Source organism: Siminovitchia fordii DSM 16014 = CIP 108821 (genome assembly GCF_000374565.1).
GTDB classification, from domain to species: Bacteria; Bacillota; Bacilli; order Bacillales; family Bacillaceae_C; genus Siminovitchia; species Siminovitchia fordii.
The window spans coordinates 177667-200276 of sequence record NZ_KB894685.1 but is presented as its reverse complement, the minus strand read 5'-3'; the positions used below and the strand labels follow the sequence as shown (position 1 = coordinate 200276).

Sequence of the window (22610 nt, the reverse complement as noted above, 5' to 3'; positions counted from 1 at the left end):
AAAGTGGGTGAAAAAGCGATGATTTTTTCTTCTTTGTCTAGAGAACATATTTTGCATGAACTGGCATCCCGTGAGTATGAGCTTTTGATTATTGGTGGCGGCATCACAGGAGCTGGCATTGCCCTGGATGCGGCCACCCGCGGAATACAAACCGCCCTTGTGGAAATGAATGATTTTGCATCAGGTACATCCAGCCGGTCAACAAAATTAATCCATGGCGGCCTGCGTTATTTGAAGCAGGGTGAGATAAAGGAAGTTGCTGAACTTGGCAGGGAAAGGGCCATTGTCTATAAAAACGCAGTGCATATCACAACGCCGATTCGGATGCTTCTTCCTTTTAAAAAAGCCGGTACATTTGGAAAATGGACTACTGGTATCGGATTAACACTCTATGATGTTTTAGCTGGTGTTAAGCGAGAGGAAAAGAAGAAAATGTTATCGCCCGCCGAAGCCATGGTGAGAGAACCGTTATTGAAAGAAGCTGGGGTGTTGGGAGCAGGCGAGTATGTAGAATACCTTACAGACGATGCCCGTCTTACGATTGAAGTATTGAAAACGGCTGCTCAAAAGGGGGCGGACATCATCAATTATGTTAAGGCTGAGTCGTTTATCTATGATCAAGAGAATAAAATAATGGGTGTTCGTGTAAAAGATGTGCTTAGCAGGCAGTCTGTAGACATTCGGGCGAAAATTATTGTTAATGCGGCGGGGCCATGGGTGGATGGTGTACGGTCAGCCGATGAAAGGGCAAATGTTGATAATAAGCATTTGAAGCTTTCCAAAGGGGTTCACATCGTCATTGACAACTCCAAACTACCATTGCAGAACGCAATCTATTTTGACGCACCGGACGGTCGTTTGATTTTTGCCATTCCGAGAGCTGGAAAAACGTATATAGGAACAACGGATACATTTTACAAAGGGGATCCGGCAAAAATTAAGGTGAATAAGGAAGATCGTGAATATTTGCTTGAATGCATTACGAATTTCTTTCCGAAGGTTCATTTGACATTGGAAGATATCGAATCAAGCTGGGCGGGAGTGCGTCCACTTATTTATGAAGAGGGGAAAACTGCATCCGAGATATCCAGAAAGGACGAAATCTGGGAATCACATACCGGCTTGATTACAATTGCGGGCGGCAAATTGACTGGTTATCGGAAAATGGCAAAACGAGCTGTTTCACTGGTCGTTAAAAGACTGTTATCAAAGGGCAGCGGACCTTTTGCTGCATGTGCAACCAAAAACTGCATCCTGTCGGGCGGGGAAGTCGGAGACGCTGAACAATTCGATGAATGGATCCATTTTCATGCCAAAAAGGCACCCTCACTTGGCTTAACCGAGAAGGAGGGCAGCTACTTGGCTGCTAAATATGGATCGAATGCCGGTATCTTGTTCAATTATGCTCTGGAAGCAGGTTTTTCTGTCAACCGTCTCTTGTATGCAGAGTTAATGTATGCAGTGAATGACGAAATGGCTGTGTCACCCGTTGACTTTTTTATAAGGCGGACAGGAGACCTTTATTTTAATATCCAGAGAGTTAAACGCTGCAAAGTGGAAGCCGTACAAGTGATGTCTGATGTCTTTAAGTGGCCTTTAGAACAAAAAAGGGCATATGAGCAAGAGCTGGAAAAATATATGTCGGATGCAGCTGCTCCTGAACCTGAAAAGGAATAGAACATCTTGCAAGAAGATTTTATTTTTGGCCTGAATTCGTAGTTACCAGTGTGCTGTAAAAATTCCCGTATATGGTTCGCTTTCACCAAACCGGTCACCAATCGCTGGAAAGATCTGCTTTAAATAAGAATCGGTACCTGTTTTTAATAAAATGGATGCCTGTAACTGGTTTCATGAACCCTTTTTTTAAAAACCATTTTCAACCTCGATTAAATTCCTATTTTGTTTAGCTGATCCGGGACTGTCGGCTTACTTTGCAAACCATCTTCATCAAGGCATGGTGTGCGGAAGGAAATATGGCGAAAAAGGTATCCATTGTTTTTCGCAAAGGCATCGGACATATGACTGGCTTATTTTTATGGACTTCATCCAAAGTGATTTTTGCGAGTTTTTCCGGTGTCATGACTTTCTGTTTTTTCAATTGCTTCATAATAAGTGATTTATTGATATTGACTGCTTTGGCTTTTTCAAAGATGGGAGTATCCACGAACGCTGGGCAGAGAGTACTTACTTTGATTCCGAATTCCTCAGCTTCATAATGCAGTGATGTTGTCAGTCCGACTACTGCGTGTTTAGTCGTGGAGTATACTGATGAAATGGGAGTTGGTCCAAGCCCTGCGGCTGATGCGGTGTTAACGATATGACCGAATCCCTGCTCTTTCATAATGCTATATCCAGCCTGAGTACCATATATAACGCCCCATAAGTTGATGTCCATCATCTCATTCCAGTCTTCGATGGTCATATCATATAACTCGCCATACATGGCAATTCCAGCATTATTAAACAGATAATCCAGGCGGCCATATTCTTTCTGAATTTTTTTGATAAGCTGTTCAACATGTTTAAAGTTGGTCACGTCCAAAAATTCGTATCTGGAGACTACTATTTTTTCATTAAGATCCGCTTCAACGCTCTGTCCTTTCTTTTCATCGACATCGGCAATAATGACAAAAATGCCTCGTGAAACAAGCTCATGGCACAGTGCTTTTCCGATTCCGGAAGCACCTCCAGTTACAATAGCGATCTTTTTCTCGGGTTTCATAAATATCCCTCCGGATTTGGAGAAATTAGAAGACGCATGATAGATACCAGTCTGAAAACGCGGTCAATCCTCTGTTTTAATCGACTTCAAGAATATCGAAACCGCCTGTGCAAACAGGTGTTCAAGTTTTCTTAACTCCTGCGTGTATGTGAGCTGGCACAATCCACCAAGCCAGGAGCCGAGCAGAGTCGTCCACTCCTCTAAATTCCCATTTTTGAATTCCTCATTTTCGATCCCTTCTTTCAATATGGAACGATAGGCACTCATTGGAATAATGGCCAATTCGTATAATTGCCGAACAGACTCTTGACTTGATTTAGGGTTGGAGGCCAACTCCTGACCTGATTTTAATAATGGGGTCTGGTAATTATATAGAACGTGACTGGCCATTCCGTATAGTTTTTCTTCAGCTGACGTATAGCCGGGTTCTAGTTTCAGCCATTTTTCGTGCCAATTTTTCATTGTTTTTTGAGCTAAAAGAACGAAAAGCTTCTCTTTATTTTCAAAATGATAATAAATATGTCCTTTACTAAAACCTGAAGCTTTCGCTATGTCTTGTACGGAAGTTTGGTTGTACCCTTTTTCGGAGAATAATTTGGTTGCTTGATCCATTATTTCTTTTTTTGCCTTTTCACTGTCATAACGTCTTTTTGACAAGAATTACACCTTCTTAAATTTGAACGATCGTTCAAATTTTATTATACATATTTTATATCATAAGTAAACTGATAAATCCCAAAACAAAAAAAATTATTCGCCTCGAGATTTAGATATTTTGATAAAAAGCTCATTTCTGTTAAGATGGGAATAAGCATTCAAATGAAAGCAGTGAAACAATTGAATGATAAAAAAAAACTTATTGTTCTAGTAGGGCCTACCGCAGTCGGCAAAACAAAAACGAGCATTGAGATAGCAAAAGCATTTAACGCCGAAATCATCAGTGGAGATTCCATGCAGGTATATAAAGGCATGGATATCGGAACGGCTAAAATTAGACCTGAAGAAATGCAAGGAATTCCACATCATCTGTTGGATATCCGGGATCCTCGCGAATCCTTTTCGGTCGCCGAGTTTCAAGCGGTTGTCAGGAAGAAGATCGATGAGATCACCGCCCGCGGTTCCATTCCATTCATTGTTGGAGGAACCGGGCTTTATGTTCAGTCGGTTCTTTATGATTATCGTTTTACGGAAATGGAAGGTGATCCTTCCTTTAAGTACGAATTGGAGCAGAGAGCCGCTGCAGGGGAAAGTGCTGAACTATACAAAGAATTACAAGCAGTAGATCCTGACAGTGCTATGGATATCCATCCTAATAACGTAAAAAGAGTTATCCGGGCTTTAGAAATCCATCATTTGACCGGTATTAAAAAAAGTGAACAGTCAAAAACAGAGAACAAGGACCTTTTATATGATACAGCTTTGATTGGTTTAAACATGAATCGGGAAAAATTGTATAAACGGATCAATAAACGGGTAGATTTGATGATGGAAGAAGGGCTGCTGGATGAGGCAAGGTATTTTTATGACAATGGCATACGTGAGGTCCAATCTGTCCAGGCAATCGGATATAAGGAATTGTATGAATATTTTGCAGGCAACCTAACGCTTGATGCTGCGGTGGAGCTATTAAAGAAAAATACTCGTCGCTATGCCAAACGACAATTCACTTGGTTCCGCAATAAAATGGATGTTACATGGTTTGATATGACAGATGAGGGGGAACACTTGAACAAAATAGAGCAAATTATTGATTTTATAGCAGGAAAGCTAGAAATAAAATCGAATACATAACTAATAGAGAAAAAGAGGAGGCCATCAGATTGAAACAACCCGTCAATATTCAAGATCAATTTTTAAATCAATTGCGCAAAGAAGGAATCCCAGTCACTGTTTTCCTCTTGAACGGTTTTCAACTTCGCGGGCAGGTGAAAGGATTCGACAATTTTACTGTATTATTTGAAACGGAAGGCAAGCAGCAGTTAGTATTCAAACATGCGATTTCTACATTTTCTCCGCAAAGGAACGTTCAGATAAACTACGAGGAACAATAGGGATACCTGGCCCATAAATGGAAGCGTACCGGCATATTCTAAGCCGGTACGCTTTTTTATTAACTCTTTGGAATACTTCATCTGAAAAAGACAAAATTGAACACAAATGGACTCGACCGATGCAGTTTGTGTTCGGTTAATACTTCTGGTTGATGCAGTTTGTGTTCGGTTGAAGTTAATTTTGCTTCAAAACATTGAAAGCGGTACCATTTTGGGTTGGCACGGTTATTGCTATAACAGATAAACGACAAATTAAAATGGAGGGGTAGCGATGGGGGAACTTATTTTTACATTTTGCTATGGAGGTGCATTGGTTGTCGCAGGCGTTCTCGTTAAAGTGGTAACATCCAGACAAACATCCTTACAAAGAAGGGAAGAGGAGATGGCTGTCAGCACCAAAAAGCAGGGGAGTGTGATTTAAAGTGGCTTTTTCGATAGGGATATTAATCTCTTTTATTATTTTTATTGGTATCGGCATCGGCCTTTCAAGAAAGGTATCGAGCATTGAGGAGTACTATGTAAACGGCCGAAATGCAAGCACACTTTTGATCACCGGCTCACTAGTAGCTTCCTTTTTAAGCACGGTTGCTTTTATGGGAGAAGTTGGCTTTTCATATGACGGCTATCCGATCCTATTATTGATTTTAACGATATTCAATGCAAGCGGTTACGTTTTTGGGGTTCTGTTTTTTGGAAAATACTTACGTCGAAGCAAGGCACTTACACTTCCAGAGTATTTTGGAAAAAGATATGCTTCTTCCAAAGTGAGAACATTGACGGCTGCAACTACTATAATCGGTGTATCTGCTTATTTGGTTGCTGTTACACAAGGTGGGGCCGTACTTTTATCCGAGATTCTTGGTGTCAGATACGCTATTGCACTTATATTGATGTGGGTCGTCTATACCTCTTTTACGACGTTGTCGGGAGCAAAAGGAGTTCTCGTAACGGATACATTTATGTTTTTACTTTTTTCAATTGCTACGTTCATTTCCATCCCGCTTATTATCAAAGCAGTCGGGGGGTGGCCGGGGGCCATTACCAAAGGTGCATCACTTATGGAGCGTCCTGATTTACTGAGCTGGCACGGAATAACAGGTGAGGGGGCTTATATGGGGACACCGGGAGAAGCACTTGCTTGGGCGATCATCATGGGACTTGTATGGGGGTTTGTCATTGCTGTTTCCCCATGGCAGACAAGCCGTTATCTGATGGCTAAAAATGAGCATGTCGCCATTCGTTCAGGAGTGATTGCCATGATTTCGCTTATTACGCTCTATCTGTTTTTACAAATTGGAACTTCACTTGTCTCCGTCGTCAATCCGAATATTGAACCATCAGAAAAAGTGTTCATATGGGCTGCTCAAAATTTGCTGCCAACGGGAGTGGGCGTCATTGCGGTAAGCGGGATACTGGCTGCGGCCATATCATCCTGCTCCACTTTCCTTCAATTGATCGGAAATAGTGTCGCACGCGACCTTCTTCCAAATGCGCAGGAAGGGAAACTCTCTAATAAGAAGGCATTGAAGCTCAGCAGGCTATCTATGTTCGGGGTCAGTGTCGTCATCTTATTAATCACATTATGGCAGCCGCCATCTGTCATGTGGATCGGTTACTTTGCAGCCACTTTATTTGCAGCTTCGTGGGGACCTGCCGCCTTTTTCAGCATTTATTCCAAAAAGGTTACCAAAACAGCGGCGTTTTGGAGCATCATTCTTGGTTTCCTCGGTGTTGTGGGAGGAGAGGGGCTGAAGTTGTTGGGGATCACCCTTCCGATTTTTCTGCATCCTGCGATAATAGGCTTTTCATTGAATACCATCACCATCATAGTCGTCTCACAATTTACTGTGGTCACTGAACAGGAGCGCGTTTTCAGAGCCGAGCTTCTCAGATTGCCAGTTGAAGAAATGGATGTCAAAGAGACAAGGCTTACAGCAAGGTACCCGTATTATTTGATGGCAAGTGGTGTGATTCTAATCATCTTGACATTCATCTTTTATTACCTGCCAATATCAAAGGTGGCGCAGTAAGGAGGAACTGGACATGACGTTATGCTATATTCCCCTTTTGGATGGAAAGCAGATCAAGCCGGAAGGATACGCTCTTGTAGAGCAGGCAAAAAAGTTGGGAGACAGTGTGACAGCTTTCATCATTCACTGCGGTATCGATGAACAAACTATCCGTTTGGATTGTGAAGATGTCCATTTGATAGAACTTCCTGAAAAGCTATGGCCTATTTCTTCAATCCATATCGAAGCCTTTCGGAGTTTTCAAGAGAAACGTACGGATGAAGCCATTTTATTCAGTTCTTCTCCCATGGCAAATGAAATAGCGGCTGGATTGGCTTTTAAGCTGGACAGACCACTTGTAAATAATGTAATGGATGCTGTTCGAGAAAATCAGCATCTATCTATCAAAAAAGAAGTCTATGGTGGTAAAGCCTGTTTATATGACGAAACCGGGCTTTGCAGCATTATCACTTACGATTCGGCATTTCTTCCACCGGTAAAAAGCGAGACTGACAGGAGGGCCCCAGCCTTTCACTTGCATATAAAAGCTGAAGGCAATGCCAACATCAGGTTTATCGAGAAAAAGAAATTGTGCTGGGAAGAAATTGGGTTAACAGAAGCTGCATGTGTAATTGGTATAGGCAGAGGAGTCTATAGCCTGGATGGCAATAACCGGCTGGACATGATCAAGGAACTGGCGAAGGTCTTCAATGCACCGGTTGGAGGCAGCAAAGTGGCGGATGAACTGAAGCTTGTTCCTAAAGAAAGGCGGATCGGTTCGAGCGGGGTTTCATTGGATCAGGCAGATATATACATCGCAATTGGAATTTCCGGATCTTCACAGCATCTGGATGGAATAAAAAATGTCAAACACATTCTAGCCATTAACATTGATCCGGCTGCTCCCATTTTTAAACGCGCAGACCTGGGGATTGTCAGCGATTTTAAAGAAGCCGTTCCTCAGTTGGTTGAAATCATAAAGAACAAAAGTGGAGTGAATAACAGTGAGAATATTAGTCATCTTAAGGCAAGTGTATGAGCAGAAATCCATTCACTGGGACTACGAAATTAATGATTTCAGAAACAGGAAGCTAGCCATTAACAAGGCGGACTTGCATGCGCTGCAATGGGCCGCCGACTTTTCAGAACAGTATACTGCCCCGATTGACATAATGATTTTAACTGAAGAAAACCGGAATGATAGTTTGAAAGAAATCCTTACTGGGTTTCCTGTGGAAAGTTGCATCCAAATACAAAAAAGTAGAAGTGAACAAATGGATGCGAGTCATCTTACTTCATATATCGGCCAGGAAGCATATGACCTGATTGTTTGCGGAGATGAAACAGAGGATGAACACAACACTTCACTGCTCCCGTTGCTGGGATATTCATTGGGGATGGAAGTTTTATGCTCAGTCAATCAGATTGAAACAATAGATTCGGCCAGGCTTCGTGTACATCGAAAAGAGGAGAGGGGAGCGATGCAGATATTCGAAATCAAAATGCCTACAGCTCTGTCTCTTACATCCCATATCAGCAAACTAAAGCATCGCAGAAAGCGAAAAAAAGAGATGGATATCGTCATAAAGGAAAGAACTCTGGAACCGGCAGGGTCAAACAGAAGGTTGGGCGCACCTGATCCGAAAATTATTTTTGGCAGTGTACCTCAGGAAGAGAACCCGCTGAAAAGGTTAATGAACGTCATGGGCTTTTCCAGCAATAATGATGCAGGACTTTCTCAGCAAACCCAGGCATTATCAGATGAACATCTTCATTTCACAGCGGAGCGTCTGATGAAATGGCTAAAGGAGTAGATTGAAATGGAGATAAGAAGGGATACCTTTTGGAACATATCATCAGATATGCAAATTTGGTTTTATATACTTGCAGGAGTCGCTTGCTTGGTTTTTTTGTATGGTTTTTACCGGAGATTCAAGCTGTGGAATAAAGGGCGAAGAGAAAAAGTCCAATGGAAAAATATTAAAGATAATCTTAAACATTTTTTAAAGTTGGCAATCAGACAGACAAAATTGCAGAAAGATAAGCCGGTCGGATTAATGCATAAAATGATTGCTTATGGCTTTGCTGCATTATTCATTGGTACTGTCCTTGTTTTTATCGACGAAGATTTTAACCTTCCCATCTTACAGGGGACATTTTATTTGGTGTATGAGTTTGTACTGGATATCTTCGGTTTGGTATTCCTTGTCGGGTTAATCGCTTTCTTGATTATCAGAGGAGGAAAGTTCAGGAAGAGAATGCTCCAGGGAAAAATGGATTATCTCTTTCTTATCCTATTCATCTTAATTGGAATAGGCGGTTATGTTACAGAAGGAATCCGTTTGGCTGAATCCAATTTGGATTACGCTCAATGGTCTCCTGTTGGCTATGGCCTGAGCCGTTTGTTTGTGAAAAGCAAACTATTTAACATAGACACTTATTGGTTCTGGTGGCTCTCTCATGCATTGTTGGCATTCATATTAATAGCCATTATTCCATTTACGAAGCTGCTGCATATATTGACCGCGCCGTTGAATATTTTGATTTCTCCGGTGAAACGTACAGGTGACTTTGATGCAATGGTTTTTTTGAAAGGTGATCATAGGGACCGCATTGCTGTCAGCAATATGTACGACTTTACTAATATGCAGTTGATGAGCACGGATGCCTGCACGGAATGTGGCAGGTGCGATAATGTTTGCCCTGCCAGATTAAGCGGCAAGGATCTGGCGCCGAGAAACATCGTTATGAAAATACGGGATAACATGTATGAAAACAAGGCTATTTCCTCTTTTATTTCGGCGGAGGAATTGAAGCAGTGTACGAACTGTGCCGCATGTGTGGAAGCCTGTCCAGTCTCAATCAATCATATCGACTTGATACTGGCCATGCGCAGAGGTGCGCTGCCGGAAGAATTGCTGAACCCACATGCTGAGGAGACACTTGTCAATTTGGATTTTGATCAGAACATTTGGGGTTCCGCATGGTCTGAACGGGAAGCCTGGGCCGAGGGTATGAATGTGCAGGTTTTAAAAAATTTAAAAAATACATCCAAGGAGGCATGACATCGTGGAAGTTTTATTTTGGGTCGGATGTGCTGCAGCTTATGATATGAGGTTAAAGAGAATTGCTGTCGCCTTTGGAGATATCATGAACAAAGCAGGGGTGAGCTTTGCGATCTTAGGCAATGAAGAAAGATGTACGGGGGACATAGCCAGAAGGATGGGGGACGAAGACCTCTATGAAAACCTGGCGAAGACGAATATTGAAACCTTGACCAGGCATGGAGTCACATCCATTGTCACGACATGCCCACATTGTTTCAACATGTTTAAAAATGAATATCCCAAACTGGGCGGCTGCTTTGAAGTCGAGCATTATACGACTTTCATTTATAAATTGATTCAGACGGGAAGGCTGAAAGTCCCTAAAAGCGAAAAAAAAGAAATTATCACTTATCATGATCCTTGCTATCTCGGAAGGCAAAATGGCATTTACGAAGAGCCAAGAAGTATTCTGGAGATCTTAGGTTATGAAATCAAGGAAATGGAACATACAAAAGAGAAATCATTCTGCTGCGGGGCAGGTGGCGGCATGATGTTCCAGGATGTGGATAAAGGTGAAAAAATTAACAATATAAGAGCGAAAGAAGCAGTGGCGACTGGTGCATCGACTACTGCGACGGGCTGCCCGTTCTGTCTTGTCATGATGGAGGAAGCGATTGGTGCAATCAATCAAAGGGACGGAACCAATTACTTTACACGGGATATTGCAGAAATCGTCAATGATCTAACAGAAGGGAGATAGTTGTGAATGTCAACATTCAAATATTTGTTCACACCTCAGAAAATAGGAGCCACAACTGTCAAAAACCGTATATTCAGTACCGGGCATATGACAACATATGTTCAGAACGGGCTTCCTACCGACCAGTTGATTGCATATCACCGGGAACGTGCCAAAGGCGGGGCTGGACTTGTCATCGTTGAAGCAAATGCGGTGCACCCGTCCGCAGCATTTACCTCAAATACGCTAAGTGCGTACACGGATCACATTATTCCCCATTATGAAAAAATGGGAGAAGCCGTGCATGAATTTGGCTGCAAAATGTTTGTCCAGCTTTTTCATCCCGGCAGAGAAATTTTCCCGTCAGGAACGTCAGTGGCCGTAGCCCCTTCAATGGTTCCGACTGATCGCTTCGGTGTCATGCCAAAGGCTTTGGAGAAATGGGAAATAAAAGAGATTGTCAATGGCTATGCCGAAACGGCACTCAGGGTAAAAAAAGGCGGGCTGGATGGATCGGAAATCGTGGCTTCTCATGGCTACCTGCCAAGCCAGTTCTGGTCCCCACGGTTGAACTTACGGGAGGATGAATATGGTGGGTCGCTCGAGAACCGGATGCGCTTTCTAGCAGAGATTATTGAGGCGGTCCGCAGCAAGACAGGCTCCGACTTTACGCTCGGACTAAGGTTGAGTGTTGACGACTTTGAAAAGGAAGGCTCAACGTTTCAAGAAGTTTTAGACATATTGAAATATGTCGAGCGGGATATTGGAGGTCTTGATTATTTCAACTTGATTGGAGGGAGTTCGGCCACTCTCGCAAGTTCAGTGTTTATTGTTCCTCCTGCAACCATACCGCCGGCGCACTTTGCACCGCATGCTGCTAAAATTCGGGAGGCTGTTACCATTCCGGTCATGGTCGGATCGCGGATTAATGATCCTATAATAGGAGAAAAAATATTAGCCAACGGCCAGGCAGATATGGTGGCAATGACAAGGGCGATGATTTGTGACCCGCACATGCCAAATAAAGCTCTGAGAGAAGAATTAGATCGTATACGCGTTTGTATAGGCTGTAATCAGGCGTGTATCGGGCACATGCATGACAATATCCCGATCAGCTGTCTTCAAAATCCGGTAACAGGCCGTGAGCTTCAATACTCAGTCATGCCTAAAGCGAAGAAACGTAAAAAAGTAGTTGTTGTCGGCGGAGGACCGGCTGGAATGAAGGCAGCGGTCATTGCTGCTGAAAGAGGCCATTATGTTACTTTATATGAAAAGAGCCGTGAATTGGGAGGGCAGGTAAAGCTTGCACGAAAAATCCCCACAAGAGAGGAATTCGGCGAATTGGTCCCAAATCTTAAAAGGGAACTTGACTATTTCAGAGTGGATGTGATATTGAATAAAGAAGTAACAAGCCAGTTGCTTCAAGAGGAACAGCCGGATGAGATCATATTGGCGGTTGGCGGAAAGCCGTATTATCCCAACGCAGCGGGAATTCGGGAATCATATGTATTGAATACCTGGGAGGTTCTTGAAGGGACAGGAAAAGTAGGGAAAAAAGTAGTGATTGCCGATTGGAAAGGAGATATGCCCGGAATAGGCGCTGCTCTTTATCTTGCTGAGAAAGGCCATGAAGTCGAGCTGGTCACGAATTCAGTCCACGCCGGATATTCACTGCAGCAGTATATCAGAGATATGCTTCTTGGTCGCTTGGCAATCAAGGGGGTAACTGTGACCCCACAGTTTAAGCTGTTAAAAGCTTTACCTGGAAAAACTATTTTTGAAAACATTTATACAGGACAACAGATGGAGAAGGAAGCCGATACTCTTGTACTGGCGTATGGACACATTCAGGAAATGGGTTTATACAATGAATTGAGACAGAAATTTTCCAATATTAAAAGAATCGGAGACTGTATGGTTCCCCGCACAGTGGAAGAGGCTATATTGGAAGGTTTTGAATATGCAGCAAGTCTGTAAGGAGAGAGGATTTTATGACAGGGCAATCAGTTTCGTTCATTCATAATGATATGCAGCTTAAAGAGCTGAGAAAACTGGCTGAAACAGCCGGTTTTCCAGCTGTTTTAACAGGAGATGGAAACGAAGCCATTGAGGGGATCATTACCGAATCGGGTTATTGGCGGGCGCTGGCTCTGTATGGAGATGAAGCACCTGTCAGTCTGAGCAGTAATAAAAACTTTAAAGTGGTGAAAGAATTAGCTGAAATTCAAAATTCAGCTTTTTTTTCTGCCGAGTTTTTTCTTGTCTCGGAGACTACTGCTGGCGGGATCTCAATCTATAATAAGGAACAACTCAGAAATATTTGGCTTCAAAACCAGCTAGTCAGCACTGAAAGGATGAATGGGTTATTAAAAGAGGAGATAAATATTTTACAAAAAAAAGTGATCGAGCTGGAGCAGATACTGAATACATCCTATGATGAGATTTTTGTCACGGATGGTGATGGTAAAGTTTTGCTTGTGTCAGATGCTTGTCAAAGGATGACCGGCATTCCAAAGGAAAGATTTTTAGGAAAAAGCATCTACGATCTGGAAAAAAAGGGATTAGTGAACAACAGTGTCACAATTAATGTTTTAAAAGAAAAAAGAATGGTATCCGCCAATCAGATATACCCGAATGGTGTCCAGGTAGTTGCTACCGGAATCCCCCTATTCGATCATGACGGTAATATTTATCGTGTGATCACAAATTCTAGAGATGTGACAGAGCTGGTAAAGCTTCAGAATGAACTGGAAGTAGCAAAATCTATCATAAATGAAAGAGCAATAGGGAAGAACAACAACAAGGGAAAAGGCCCGTTGTTTACTAACAATGATGACATGCTTGGCTTGATCGATATGGCCATGAAAGTCGCTGTGACAGAATCAACAATTCTTATTCAGGGAGAATCAGGAGTCGGAAAAGGGATACTTGCCAAAATGATTCATGATGAGAGCTTAAGGAAAACCAAAGCTTTCGTTCCAGTTAACTGTGGGGCAATTCCTTTGTCACTCATTGAGGCGGAACTGTTTGGTTATGAAGCAGGTGCCTTTACCGGGGCACAGTCAAAAGGGAAAGCTGGTCTTGTAGAGATGGCAGATGGTGGTACGCTTTTTCTTGATGAAGTAGGAGAGCTTCCTCTTGAGGTACAGGTGAAACTGTTACACCTTGTACAGGAAAAGACATTCCGGAGAGTGGGGGGTAACAAATTAAGAAAAGTCGATATCCGGATCATATCGGCCACGAATAAAGAATTAAAGGCGCTGATGGAAAAAGGGTTGTTTCGTGAGGATCTTTATTATCGGCTTCATGTTGTTCCTCTCAACATATTGCCGCTTAGAAAGCGCAGTGAAGATATTCCTTTTCTCATCCAAATGTTCTTAAAAAAATTCAATAAAAAATATAACCGCAAGGTTATCATCTCCGATGAATCGCTTGCCGAGCTTCGGACATACAGTTGGCCGGGAAATGTACGTGAGCTTGAGAACATGATCGAGCAGCTTGTTGTGACTTCTGGTACGGATATGGTTTATATGGATTGTTTGCCTGATGAGGTCAAGAGTGGCAATGGAAAACCTCTTGTGGTCATGAAAGGGATCGTTCCCTTAAATGATGCAGTAGAAAGCGTTGAAAAGCAGCTATTGAAAACGGCGATTGAGAAATACAAGACCTCTAGGAAAATAGCTGCAGCTCTGAAGGTGAATCAGACAACCGTGATCAGAAAATTGAAGAAATACGGGCTAAGCACCAAAGGAGAAAGGCCGCTTATCAACCATTGAAAAAGGCTTTGGGAAAGCACATAAGTAATCATATATAGTGCTGACGAATATAATGAAATAAGCCGGAGCTTAGTTCTAGGAACATAAATACATAATTGGGCGTATACTGTGTCTGAATGAGAGGTGAGGAGCTGTGGATGAACCAATCAAGATGAAAAATAACGGACAGATCAGTATAATGCTCAATGTGCAGAAACGCGATAAAGCTAAAAAGATTGAGGGAAGGCCGGCTACTTCGAATTCTTTGCCAAGCCAGCACGCCATATTAAGAGAAATTGAAGAGGAAATGAGTGCACTTGTAGGCATGCAGGAAGTGAAAAAGACTTTAAAAGAAGTGTATGCCTGGATATATATTAATAAGAAGCGGGAGGCCGCAGGTCTGAAGACGAGCCCACAAGCCCTTCATATGATGTTCAAGGGGAATCCGGGAACAGGAAAAACCACTGTTGCCCGCCTGATTGGAAAGCTTTTTCAAAAGATGGGAGTCTTGCCCAAGGGGCATTTAATTGAAGCAGAAAGAGCTGATCTAGTCGGGGAATATATCGGTCACACAGCTCAAAAAACCCGTGATCTGGTTAAAAAGGCAGCGGGAGGAATTTTATTCATAGATGAGGCGTATTCTCTTGGGCGTGGCGGTGAAAAAGATTTTGGAAAAGAGGCGATTGATACACTCGTCAAACATATGGAGGATAAGCAGCATACATTCATCCTGATATTGGCGGGTTACTCAAAAGAAATGGACTATTTTCTGAGTTTGAATCCAGGACTTCAGTCGCGTTTTCCGCTTGTGTTCGAGTTTCCCGATTACTCGGTAAACGAACTAATGGAAATAGCCGGCCGAATGTTAAAAGAAAAACAATACGAATTGAGCCGGGAAGCGGGTTCAAAATTAAAGGATCATCTGATATATGTGAAGGCAAGGAGTATGCCTTCATTTTCAAATGGAAGATACGTCCGGAACATAATCGAGAAAGCTGTGAGATCGCAGGCGATGAGACTTTTGGCAGAGCCACATCTCAACCGGAATGATTTAATGATGCTTCACAGCAATGATTTTAAACTTACCGAAAATACTTAGTGTTATCCGCCTTAAGGCGGCTTTTCTTTTTTTTATCCCACAACATTTGCTATGATGGGGGAAGCATCGTGCCAGAGCACATGCGGTTGTTTATCAATGTGCAGGCTGTAGTACCTTCCCGAGATAAAGGAAATACGGCGAAAAGGCGCATAGAAGCTTGCTTCAACATATCGTGAGTTATCTTCTTGAAAAGTTCATGCGTTACGATAAGGTAATATAAAATCCAGAAAAGACTATACCTAAAGTGTATTAGAAGCGAAGCCTGATAGTCGATAACCGCTTCCGCCTAAGAGCAACTGTTGCGCCGGCTAAATTAGGCAGTCCTGTCCCGTAGGCAGTCCAAGCAGCGATATTCTGTCCGTCGGCTGTCTCAGTCAGCGAAGTCCTGTCGCTTCGACTGCATTAGGACATCCTATCCATCGGGTCTGGACTTAGAATGATACGATAAAAATATAATCGACAACTTAAGAAATATTATCATATAAACCGAAAAGAAAGCAGGGGATATTGTGCAATCAGCAGAAAAAGAAAAAGTAATTCTCGTCGGATGCCAGCTGGATGAAAATAGACAGAGATTCCATTATTCCATGGATGAGCTTGCTTCTTTGACAGCTACCGCTAATGGAGAAGTCATTGCAAAGTTGGAACAAAAGCGGGAACGCCTTCACCCTGCCACTTATATCGGGAAGGGCAAGCTGGATGAGCTTTACCAAATTGAAGAAGAACTGGAACCCGATTTGATTATTTTTAATGATGAACTAACCCCGACGCAATTGCGAAATTTGCAGAACGTGTTGTCAAGCAGGGTCCTTGACCGCACTCAATTAATTCTTGATATTTTTGCTCAGCGTGCAAAATCCAAGGAAGGGATTCTCCAGGTCGAGCTGGCCCAGCTTCAATATTTATTGCCAAGATTAGCAGGACAGGGGACTGCGCTCTCCCGGCTTGGAGGCGGAATCGGTACAAGAGGGCCGGGGGAAACTCAGCTTGAAACGGACCGTCGACATATCAGAAGGCGGATAGATGAAATCCAAAACCAGCTGCAGAAAATCGTCAAACATCGTGAAAGGTATCGCAAAAGGAGAAAAAAGAACAATACGTTCCAAATTGCAATCGTAGGATACACGAATGCCGGAAAATCCACATTATTTAACCGTCTATCAATGGCAGAATCATTTGAGGAAAATAAACTGTTTGCGACACTTGATCCGATGACAAGAAAAATCGTGCTTCCAAGCGGGTATTCTGCACTGATAACAGATACTGTTGGTTTCATACAAGATTTGCCAACAACGCTGATTGCCGCTTTTCGTTCAACTTTAGAGGAGGTGAATGAAGCGGATCTCCTGCTTCATGTTGTTGACAGTTCAAATCCCGATTATTTTAATCATGAACGGACAGTGAACGAATTGTTAAAGGAACTTCATATGGAACATCTGCCGAAATTGATCGTGTATAATAAAGCGGATGGGGTGCGTAAGGATTTTGTACCGAGTCCTGGAGAGACAATGTTGATCACTGCTTTCAGCGAAATGGACAGGAACCAATTAAAGCAAAAAATTGAAGACATGGCAGTTGCATCCATGCGGTATTATCATGTTATCGTACCTTCTGATGAAGGACGCATGCTTTCGGTCTTAAAAAATGAAACCATTTTACGAGAGCTCGTTTTTCTTGAAGATAAACAGGCCTATAGATGTAAAGGCTATGTCCTTCCAAGCCACCCAATCACCGGATCTTTAAACTTATATGAAATTTGAAGGGGTATCGAAAACAAGATGCATAAGTATTTACAACATGAAAAGATATTAGGGCCTTTAATTGAGAAGGCTGAAGAAAAAATAAGCCATATCCATCGGAAGATCGATCGTGTCATTGAAGAGAACCAATGCAAAGTATTACAGAGTTTTCAGCAGCATCAAGTAGGAGAAATCCATTTTACTCCATCAACAGGTTATGGATACAATGACTTGGGTCGGGAAACATTGGAAAAAATATACGCTGATGTATTTGGCGGAGAAGCTGCTCTTGTCAGGCAGCAGATTGTTTCAGGTACACATGCAATTTCCATTTCCTTGTTTGGCGTATTACGGCCTGGCGATGAGTTGTTATATATAACGGGAAAGCCATACGATACATTGGAAGAAGTGGTTGGAATCCGCGGAAGTGGGAGCGGGTCGCTAAGAGAGTTTGGAATTAGTTATAACGCTGTACCGCTTAGGGAGAACGGAAAGGTGGACTTTGAGGCCGTATCGCAAGCGATGAAGCCGAGTACGAAAGTCATTGGCATTCAGCGTTCAAAAGGCTACGATGACCGCCCGTCTTTTACTATCAAGGAAATCGAGGAAATGATACGCTTCGTAAAGGAAATCGATCCACATGTGATCGTGTTTGTTGACAACTGCTACGGAGAATTCGTTGAGACGCTTGAACCGTGCAATGTTGGAGCTGACTTAATGGCAGGCTCTCTCATAAAAAACCCAGGTGGAGGCTTGGTGAAAAGCGGTGGATATATTGTTGGAAAAGAAAAACTTGTAGAAGCCTGCTCATACAGGATGACATCTCCCGGATTGGGAGCAGAGTCTGGAGCTTCCTTATATACGCTTCTGGAAATGTACCAGGGGTTCTTTTTGGCTCCGCATGTGACAGGCCAGGCATTAAAGGGAGCTGTGTTTACATCAGCTCTATTGGAATTAATCGGGCTTCAAACAACACCAAAATGGGATGATTTCCGGACGGATTTGATTCAAGCGGTCCAATTTACGAATGCTGATATGATGATAGAGTTCTGCCAGGCAATTCAGGCCGCTTCCCCTGTTGACTCATACGTTACGCCTTTTCCAAGCGAAATGCCTGGCTATAACGACGAAGTCATCATGGCCGCCGGAGCGTTTATACAAGGATCAAGCATTGAATTATCGGCAGATGGACCTATCAGGCCGCCATATTCTGCTTATGTACAGGGAGGACTCACATACGCCCATGTAAAAATTGCCATCGCCTCTGCAGTGGATCGTTTAATTGAAAAAGGTTTGATAAAGGTCAATTAAGTGTATAAATAAGAATGACAGCATTTTACTGCTGTCTTTTTTAAAAAAATCTTGACAGATGAAAACGTGGGAATTATATTACTAAAGTAATATTTTTCTCCGCAGATCATGTCATGGCTGCAGAGTCATTCTGCTTCACACGGGAGGAATTTTGTTCGATGGGAATATTTACAAAAGAAAGTATTACACAGCTTGCAGAAGAGCAAAATGTAAAGTTTGTAAGACTTCAGTTCACTGATATTGTGGGTACCGTCAAGAATGTGGAGATCCCGATCAGTCAATTGGAAAAGGCGCTTGATAATAAGATGATGTTTGACGGATCTTCAATCGAGGGATTTGTGAGGATTGAAGAATCAGATATGTATTTGGTCCCGGACCTTGATACATGGGTCATTTTCCCATGGACTGCCGGAAAGGGCAAAGTTGCTAGAATGATTTGTGATGTTTACCATAAATCCGGAGAGCCGTTCTTGGGTGACCCAAGGAGCAATCTGAAGAGAGTATTAAAAGAAATGAAACAATACGGATTCACGGAATTCAATCTGGGACCTGAACCTGAGTTCTTTTTATTCAAGTTGGATGAAAAAGGCGCCCCGACTCTTGAGCTGAATGACAACGGAGGATATTTTGATTTGGCCCCGACGGATCTTGGTGAAAATTGCCGTCGTGATATCGTACTCGAGTTGGAAGAAATGGGATTTGAAATCGAAGCATCCCACCATGAGGAAGCGCCTGGCCAGCATGAAATCGATTTTAAATATGCGGACGCTGTAACAGCGTGTGACAATATTCAGACATTTAAGCTTGTTGTCAAAACAATTGCACGGAAACATGGCCTTCATGCTACATTTATGCCAAAACCATTGTTTGGTGTGGCCGGTTCCGGTATGCATTTTAATATGTCATTATTCCAAAATGGCAAGAACGCTTTTTATGATACAAATGGCGAGTTGGAATTAAGCGAGACAGCCTATCAGTTTATGGCCGGTGTAATCAAGCACGCTCCTGGATTTACAGCAATTACAAATCCGACAATCAACTCCTATAAGCGTCTTGTGCCAGGCTATGAAGCCCCATGCTATATCGCTTGGTCTGCACAAAACCGAAGCCCGCTTGTCAGGGTGCCTTCTTCAAGAGGCCAGAGTACTCGCATTGAGCTTCGAAGCGTTGATCCTACTGCAAATCCTTATTTGGCGATGGCCGTGCTATTACAGGCTGGCCTGAACGGGATCAAAGAACAACTAGCACCGCCGCATGCGGTTGACCGCAATATTTATATTATGAACAAACATGAGCGTGAGGCAGAAGGGGTAGTGGATTTGCCGCATAACCTTGAAGAAGCGCTCGTAGAATTGAAAGCTGACGAAGTGATCAAAGAAGCGTTGGGAAACCATATCTTTGAAAACTTTATCGAGACGAAAGAGATCGAATGGGAGATGTTCCGAACACAAGTCCACCCTTGGGAAAGGGAACAGTATATGACGTTGTACTAAGCTTGATATAACAACGTTTATGTTTGGGGTGAATGGTGGGGATGTGAGTTAAAAAGAGCCTTCCCCCCCTAAAACACCCCTAAAAATTAAAATTTTCTTTAAAGTACTGTCCATTTATTCATCAAACCGGGCAGTATTTTTTTGTCCATTTTTAGAAACATAAGAATAAGTATAAGGCGTGATCTGCATGCTGCCATGACCTCATTTTTCTTTTATGAATATCCTATCTGCCTTTGCTTTCCGAAGTAACACCGCATGAGTTTGGCAACGAAGAGAGATGCGGCGGTATGATTGTAACAGGCATTGGAGGTAGTATGCCTGGCTTAATTTTTAAATGGTTTTGCAGATTTCTTTGCAACCTTTAGTTTACGTTAATAAAGTCCCTCTCTTACATATTTTTCTCCATTTCAATACAATATCAACTGCATCCCTTTCATCTTCAAAATCCACATCGTTTACTGTCACGTCCCATTTTCTTAGCATTCTAACTCTTTCTCCAACAGGGATGGGCTTAACAACTTTACTTTGGTACATCGGGTTATTGGAGAATCTAAAAAGTCGTAGATTCCTTGTAAAAATAAATCAAGGTTTGTGGGGCGACCAAAGATATGTTAGGAAAAAGTTGATACATTACATTGGAATGTAGCCCTTAGAAAAGTAAATAAATATAACAACGGGGACGAAACTGACCAAGAAACGATCCCTAGAATTAATAGAATAATAGATCCCCAATAATAAAATTTAGTTTTCTTATCGAACAAAGCTTCACTCAATTATGTCACCACTTTACCTATTAGAGGAACAAAAATAAACAAATAGCAAGGGTTGCTAGTGCTGACCGGTTTCCTTATGCTATTAGTATTCGGATAATTAGTCTGGAAGTCTATAAACGAAAAACTCCATATGTGTTTTTTCTTGTTTGTAGTAATCTAATCTATCTTGTAAAGTCCCTGTATGAAACTCGAATTTATGACCATCAGGGTCAGTAAAATAAATAGATTTCTTATCTCTTTCATCTCTTGGACGGCCTGCCAATATGTTTACATTCAAATCCTTTAATCTGTCATACATTTTATCAAATTCTGCTTCATCAATTGAAAAGGCGATGTGAGTATAGGAGTGGTTTATTTCATTACGAGGAATGTCTCTCTCTACATTAAGAGCAAGCCATAGACCATTTAAATCTAAGTACGCAGTGTTTCTGCCCTTGACTAACAACTTAGCATCAAAGACTTTTTGGTAGAAATCAATAGAATTTTCTAGGTTGGAAACTGAAAATAAAATATGATTAATGCCTTTTATCGACACTTTTATCACCCTGCCTTAGAATCATTTATTTTCATCACTCATAGTTCATGTAAATATACTTCTACAACAAGACCAGTTATCCTCTAATAAAAACCAGACCGGTGCTGATTAAAAAGTACCCCTATAGGATAGACTTTTTTATAGTGTCTACTCTATAGGGTACACTTTAGATCGAGCTTCGTTTTTATTTGTATACATCATATCGGCGAACTGCTGTTTGTCATTCTTCTAATATTCCCCCTATAGAGTAACGATAAAGTTGTTTAAATATCAGGGTTATTTATATGAAGTTATAAAACAAAGTCCTATCAATTGACTGTTATATTGATGAGGTTTACAATTAAAACGAATTAAGAAATCTTTAATTCGAGGTATATACAACTTACTAAGGAGGAACTTACCATGAGATTTCGAGATAAAGTTGTAATTGTAACAGGAGGAGCAAGCGGACTTGGAGAAGCTACTGTACTTGAATTTGTAAAAGAAGGTGCTAAAGTATCTATCGCTGATATTTCAGATAATGGACAAGCTTTTTCTGAAGAGTTGAATTCAAAAGGTTACGATACAATTTTCGTAAAAACAGATGTTTCAAAAGAAGATGAAATTAAAAATCTAGTTTCAAAAACTGTTGAAAAATATGGAAAGTTAGACGTTATGTTTGCAAATGCTGGTATAAACATCGAAGCTGATGTACACAATCTTGATCTAAAAACTTGGCACAAAGTACTAGATGTGAACTTAACAAGTGTCTTTCTTTCAGATAAATATGCAATTGAACAATTCCAAAAACAAGGTACAGGTGGAGTTATAATAAATACTGGTTCTATTCATAGTTTAGTTGCACGTGATGGTCTTGTTCCTTATTCAGCTTCAAAAGGCGGCATTAAAATGCTAACTCAACAAGTAGCCGCTAGATATAGCAAAGAAGGAATTCGTGCTAATGCGATAGCTCCAGGCTATATTGAAACACCACTTATGAACACATTATCACAAGATGTAATTGACAGCTTGGTGGGGCTCCACCCAATGGGGCGTTTAGGTAAACCGGTAGAGGTAGCAAAAACTGTCCTATTCTTAGCAAGTGATGATTCATCATTTATATCAGGCGTAACTTTACCAATTGATGGCGGTTATACAGCTGTTTAATCATTTTACAACTATAAAAATCTCGTTGTGAGAGACACGATAAAACACCTTCGAAATGCTGCACTTCAAGTATGAATTCGGGGGTGTTTTTTGCTGAGTAAAAAATCAAGTGAAACGAAGGGGCAATCTTAGAGATAAAATGGTTAATGCCCGATAAACATTAAAGGGAAGCGGCTATCCGGCAGGGAACA

The 22610-nt window shown here is 41.8% G+C and carries 19 protein-coding genes; 16 read left to right on the top strand and 3 right to left on the bottom strand.

Translation table 11 applies throughout. From position 1 onward, the window contains the following. Positions 1–18: 18 nt before the first annotated feature. Positions 19–1677 carry a glycerol-3-phosphate dehydrogenase/oxidase gene (locus C509_RS0100995; protein WP_018705026.1) on the top strand — a complete coding sequence of 553 codons (1659 nt, stop codon included), beginning with the start codon at positions 19–21 and terminating at the stop codon, positions 1675–1677. A gap of 226 nt (positions 1678–1903) precedes the next feature. Here the strand turns inward: C509_RS0100995 and C509_RS0100990 are convergent, their stop codons facing one another. Further along, positions 1904–2722: an SDR family oxidoreductase gene (locus C509_RS0100990; RefSeq protein ID WP_018705025.1), complete on the bottom strand. Its 819-nt coding sequence runs from the start codon at positions 2720–2722 to the stop codon at positions 1904–1906. A 63-nt stretch (positions 2723–2785) separates the two neighbouring features. Continuing rightward, complete coding sequence (locus C509_RS0100985; RefSeq protein WP_018705024.1) at positions 2786–3379, bottom strand: TetR/AcrR family transcriptional regulator; 594 nt, start codon at positions 3377–3379, stop codon at positions 2786–2788. A gap of 162 nt (positions 3380–3541) precedes the next feature. Between C509_RS0100985 and miaA the strand changes: the two genes are divergently transcribed. From miaA to glnA, 14 genes are all read left to right on the top strand, one after another. After that, the gene (miaA, locus tag C509_RS0100980; RefSeq protein WP_018705023.1) at positions 3542–4513 is read left to right on the top strand and encodes a tRNA (adenosine(37)-N6)-dimethylallyltransferase MiaA; all 972 of its coding nucleotides are present in this window, start codon (positions 3542–3544) and stop codon (positions 4511–4513) included. Between the two features lie 29 nt (positions 4514–4542). Then, positions 4543–4773, top strand: a complete 231-nt coding sequence (gene hfq / locus C509_RS0100975; RefSeq protein WP_018705022.1) for an RNA chaperone Hfq — start codon at positions 4543–4545, stop codon at positions 4771–4773. Between the two features lie 271 nt (positions 4774–5044). Beyond that, the gene (locus C509_RS25935) at positions 5045–5194 is read left to right on the top strand and encodes a hypothetical protein (protein WP_018705021.1); all 150 of its coding nucleotides are present in this window, start codon (positions 5045–5047) and stop codon (positions 5192–5194) included. A 1-nt stretch (position 5195) separates the two neighbouring features. After that, positions 5196–6803, top strand: coding sequence for a sodium:solute symporter family protein (locus C509_RS23165; RefSeq protein ID WP_018705020.1), 1608 nt, complete (start codon positions 5196–5198; stop codon positions 6801–6803). Between the two features lie 13 nt (positions 6804–6816). Next, entirely contained in the window at positions 6817–7821 is a 1005-nt protein-coding gene (locus C509_RS24980; RefSeq protein ID WP_018705019.1) for an electron transfer flavoprotein subunit alpha/FixB family protein, read from the top strand. Further along, complete coding sequence (locus C509_RS0100955; RefSeq protein ID WP_018705018.1) at positions 7787–8596, top strand: adenine nucleotide alpha hydrolase family protein; 810 nt, start codon at positions 7787–7789, stop codon at positions 8594–8596. Before C509_RS24980 ends, C509_RS0100955 begins: the two co-directional genes overlap by 35 nt. Positions 8597–8602: 6 nt before the next feature. Further along, positions 8603–9847 carry a 4Fe-4S dicluster domain-containing protein gene (locus tag C509_RS0100950; protein WP_018705017.1) on the top strand — a complete coding sequence of 415 codons (1245 nt, stop codon included), beginning with the start codon at positions 8603–8605 and terminating at the stop codon, positions 9845–9847. Between the two features lie 4 nt (positions 9848–9851). Then, a complete protein-coding gene (locus C509_RS0100945; RefSeq protein ID WP_018705016.1) occupies positions 9852–10589 on the top strand; it encodes a (Fe-S)-binding protein in 738 nt (245 codons plus the stop codon). Between the two features lie 6 nt (positions 10590–10595). Further along, positions 10596–12545, top strand: a complete 1950-nt coding sequence (locus tag C509_RS0100940) for an oxidoreductase (protein ID WP_018705015.1) — start codon at positions 10596–10598, stop codon at positions 12543–12545. 14 nt (positions 12546–12559) lie between these two features. After that, positions 12560–14344: a sigma 54-interacting transcriptional regulator gene (locus C509_RS23155; RefSeq protein WP_018705014.1), complete on the top strand. Its 1785-nt coding sequence runs from the start codon at positions 12560–12562 to the stop codon at positions 14342–14344. A 133-nt stretch (positions 14345–14477) separates the two neighbouring features. After that, positions 14478–15422 carry a stage V sporulation protein K gene (gene spoVK, locus C509_RS0100930; RefSeq protein ID WP_018705013.1) on the top strand — a complete coding sequence of 315 codons (945 nt, stop codon included), beginning with the start codon at positions 14478–14480 and terminating at the stop codon, positions 15420–15422. A 506-nt stretch (positions 15423–15928) separates the two neighbouring features. After that, positions 15929–17182: a GTPase HflX gene (hflX, locus tag C509_RS0100925; RefSeq protein ID WP_026319614.1), complete on the top strand. Its 1254-nt coding sequence runs from the start codon at positions 15929–15931 to the stop codon at positions 17180–17182. A gap of 18 nt (positions 17183–17200) precedes the next feature. Beyond that, positions 17201–18472, top strand: coding sequence for a methionine gamma-lyase family protein (locus tag C509_RS0100920; RefSeq protein ID WP_018705011.1), 1272 nt, complete (start codon positions 17201–17203; stop codon positions 18470–18472). A gap of 158 nt (positions 18473–18630) precedes the next feature. Beyond that, on the top strand, positions 18631–19965 hold the full coding sequence (gene glnA, locus C509_RS0100915; protein WP_018705010.1) for a type I glutamate--ammonia ligase: 1335 nt from the start codon (positions 18631–18633) through the stop codon (positions 19963–19965). A gap of 870 nt (positions 19966–20835) precedes the next feature. Here the strand turns inward: glnA and fosM are convergent. Next, complete coding sequence (gene fosM / locus C509_RS0100905) at positions 20836–21273, bottom strand: FosM family fosfomycin resistance protein (protein WP_018705008.1); 438 nt, start codon at positions 21271–21273, stop codon at positions 20836–20838. Between the two features lie 402 nt (positions 21274–21675). On the opposite strand from fosM, the gene C509_RS0100900 reads away from it, so the two are divergent. Then, on the top strand, positions 21676–22419 hold the full coding sequence (locus tag C509_RS0100900; RefSeq protein ID WP_018705007.1) for an SDR family NAD(P)-dependent oxidoreductase: 744 nt from the start codon (positions 21676–21678) through the stop codon (positions 22417–22419). The last annotated feature ends 191 nt before the right edge of the window (positions 22420–22610 follow it).

Excerpts from the sequence above, each read along its gene's own strand:
- C509_RS0100995 (WP_018705026.1), top strand. The coding sequence starts at position 19 with ATGATTTTTTCTTCTTTGTCTAGAGAACATATTTTGCATGAACTGGCA.
- C509_RS0100990 (WP_018705025.1), bottom strand. The coding sequence starts at position 2,722 with ATGAAACCCGAGAAAAAGATCGCTATTGTAACTGGAGGTGCTTCCGGA.
- miaA (WP_018705023.1), top strand. The coding sequence starts at position 3,542 with ATGAAAGCAGTGAAACAATTGAATGATAAAAAAAAACTTATTGTTCTA.
- C509_RS25935 (WP_018705021.1), top strand. The coding sequence starts at position 5,045 with ATGGGGGAACTTATTTTTACATTTTGCTATGGAGGTGCATTGGTTGTC.
- C509_RS24980 (WP_018705019.1), top strand. The coding sequence starts at position 6,817 with ATGACGTTATGCTATATTCCCCTTTTGGATGGAAAGCAGATCAAGCCG.
- C509_RS0100950 (WP_018705017.1), top strand. The coding sequence starts at position 8,603 with ATGGAGATAAGAAGGGATACCTTTTGGAACATATCATCAGATATGCAA.
- C509_RS0100940 (WP_018705015.1), top strand. The coding sequence starts at position 10,596 with ATGTCAACATTCAAATATTTGTTCACACCTCAGAAAATAGGAGCCACA.
- C509_RS23155 (WP_018705014.1), top strand. The coding sequence starts at position 12,560 with ATGACAGGGCAATCAGTTTCGTTCATTCATAATGATATGCAGCTTAAA.
- C509_RS0100920 (WP_018705011.1), top strand. The coding sequence starts at position 17,201 with ATGCATAAGTATTTACAACATGAAAAGATATTAGGGCCTTTAATTGAG.
- glnA (WP_018705010.1), top strand. The coding sequence starts at position 18,631 with ATGGGAATATTTACAAAAGAAAGTATTACACAGCTTGCAGAAGAGCAA.
- C509_RS0100900 (WP_018705007.1), top strand. The coding sequence starts at position 21,676 with ATGAGATTTCGAGATAAAGTTGTAATTGTAACAGGAGGAGCAAGCGGA.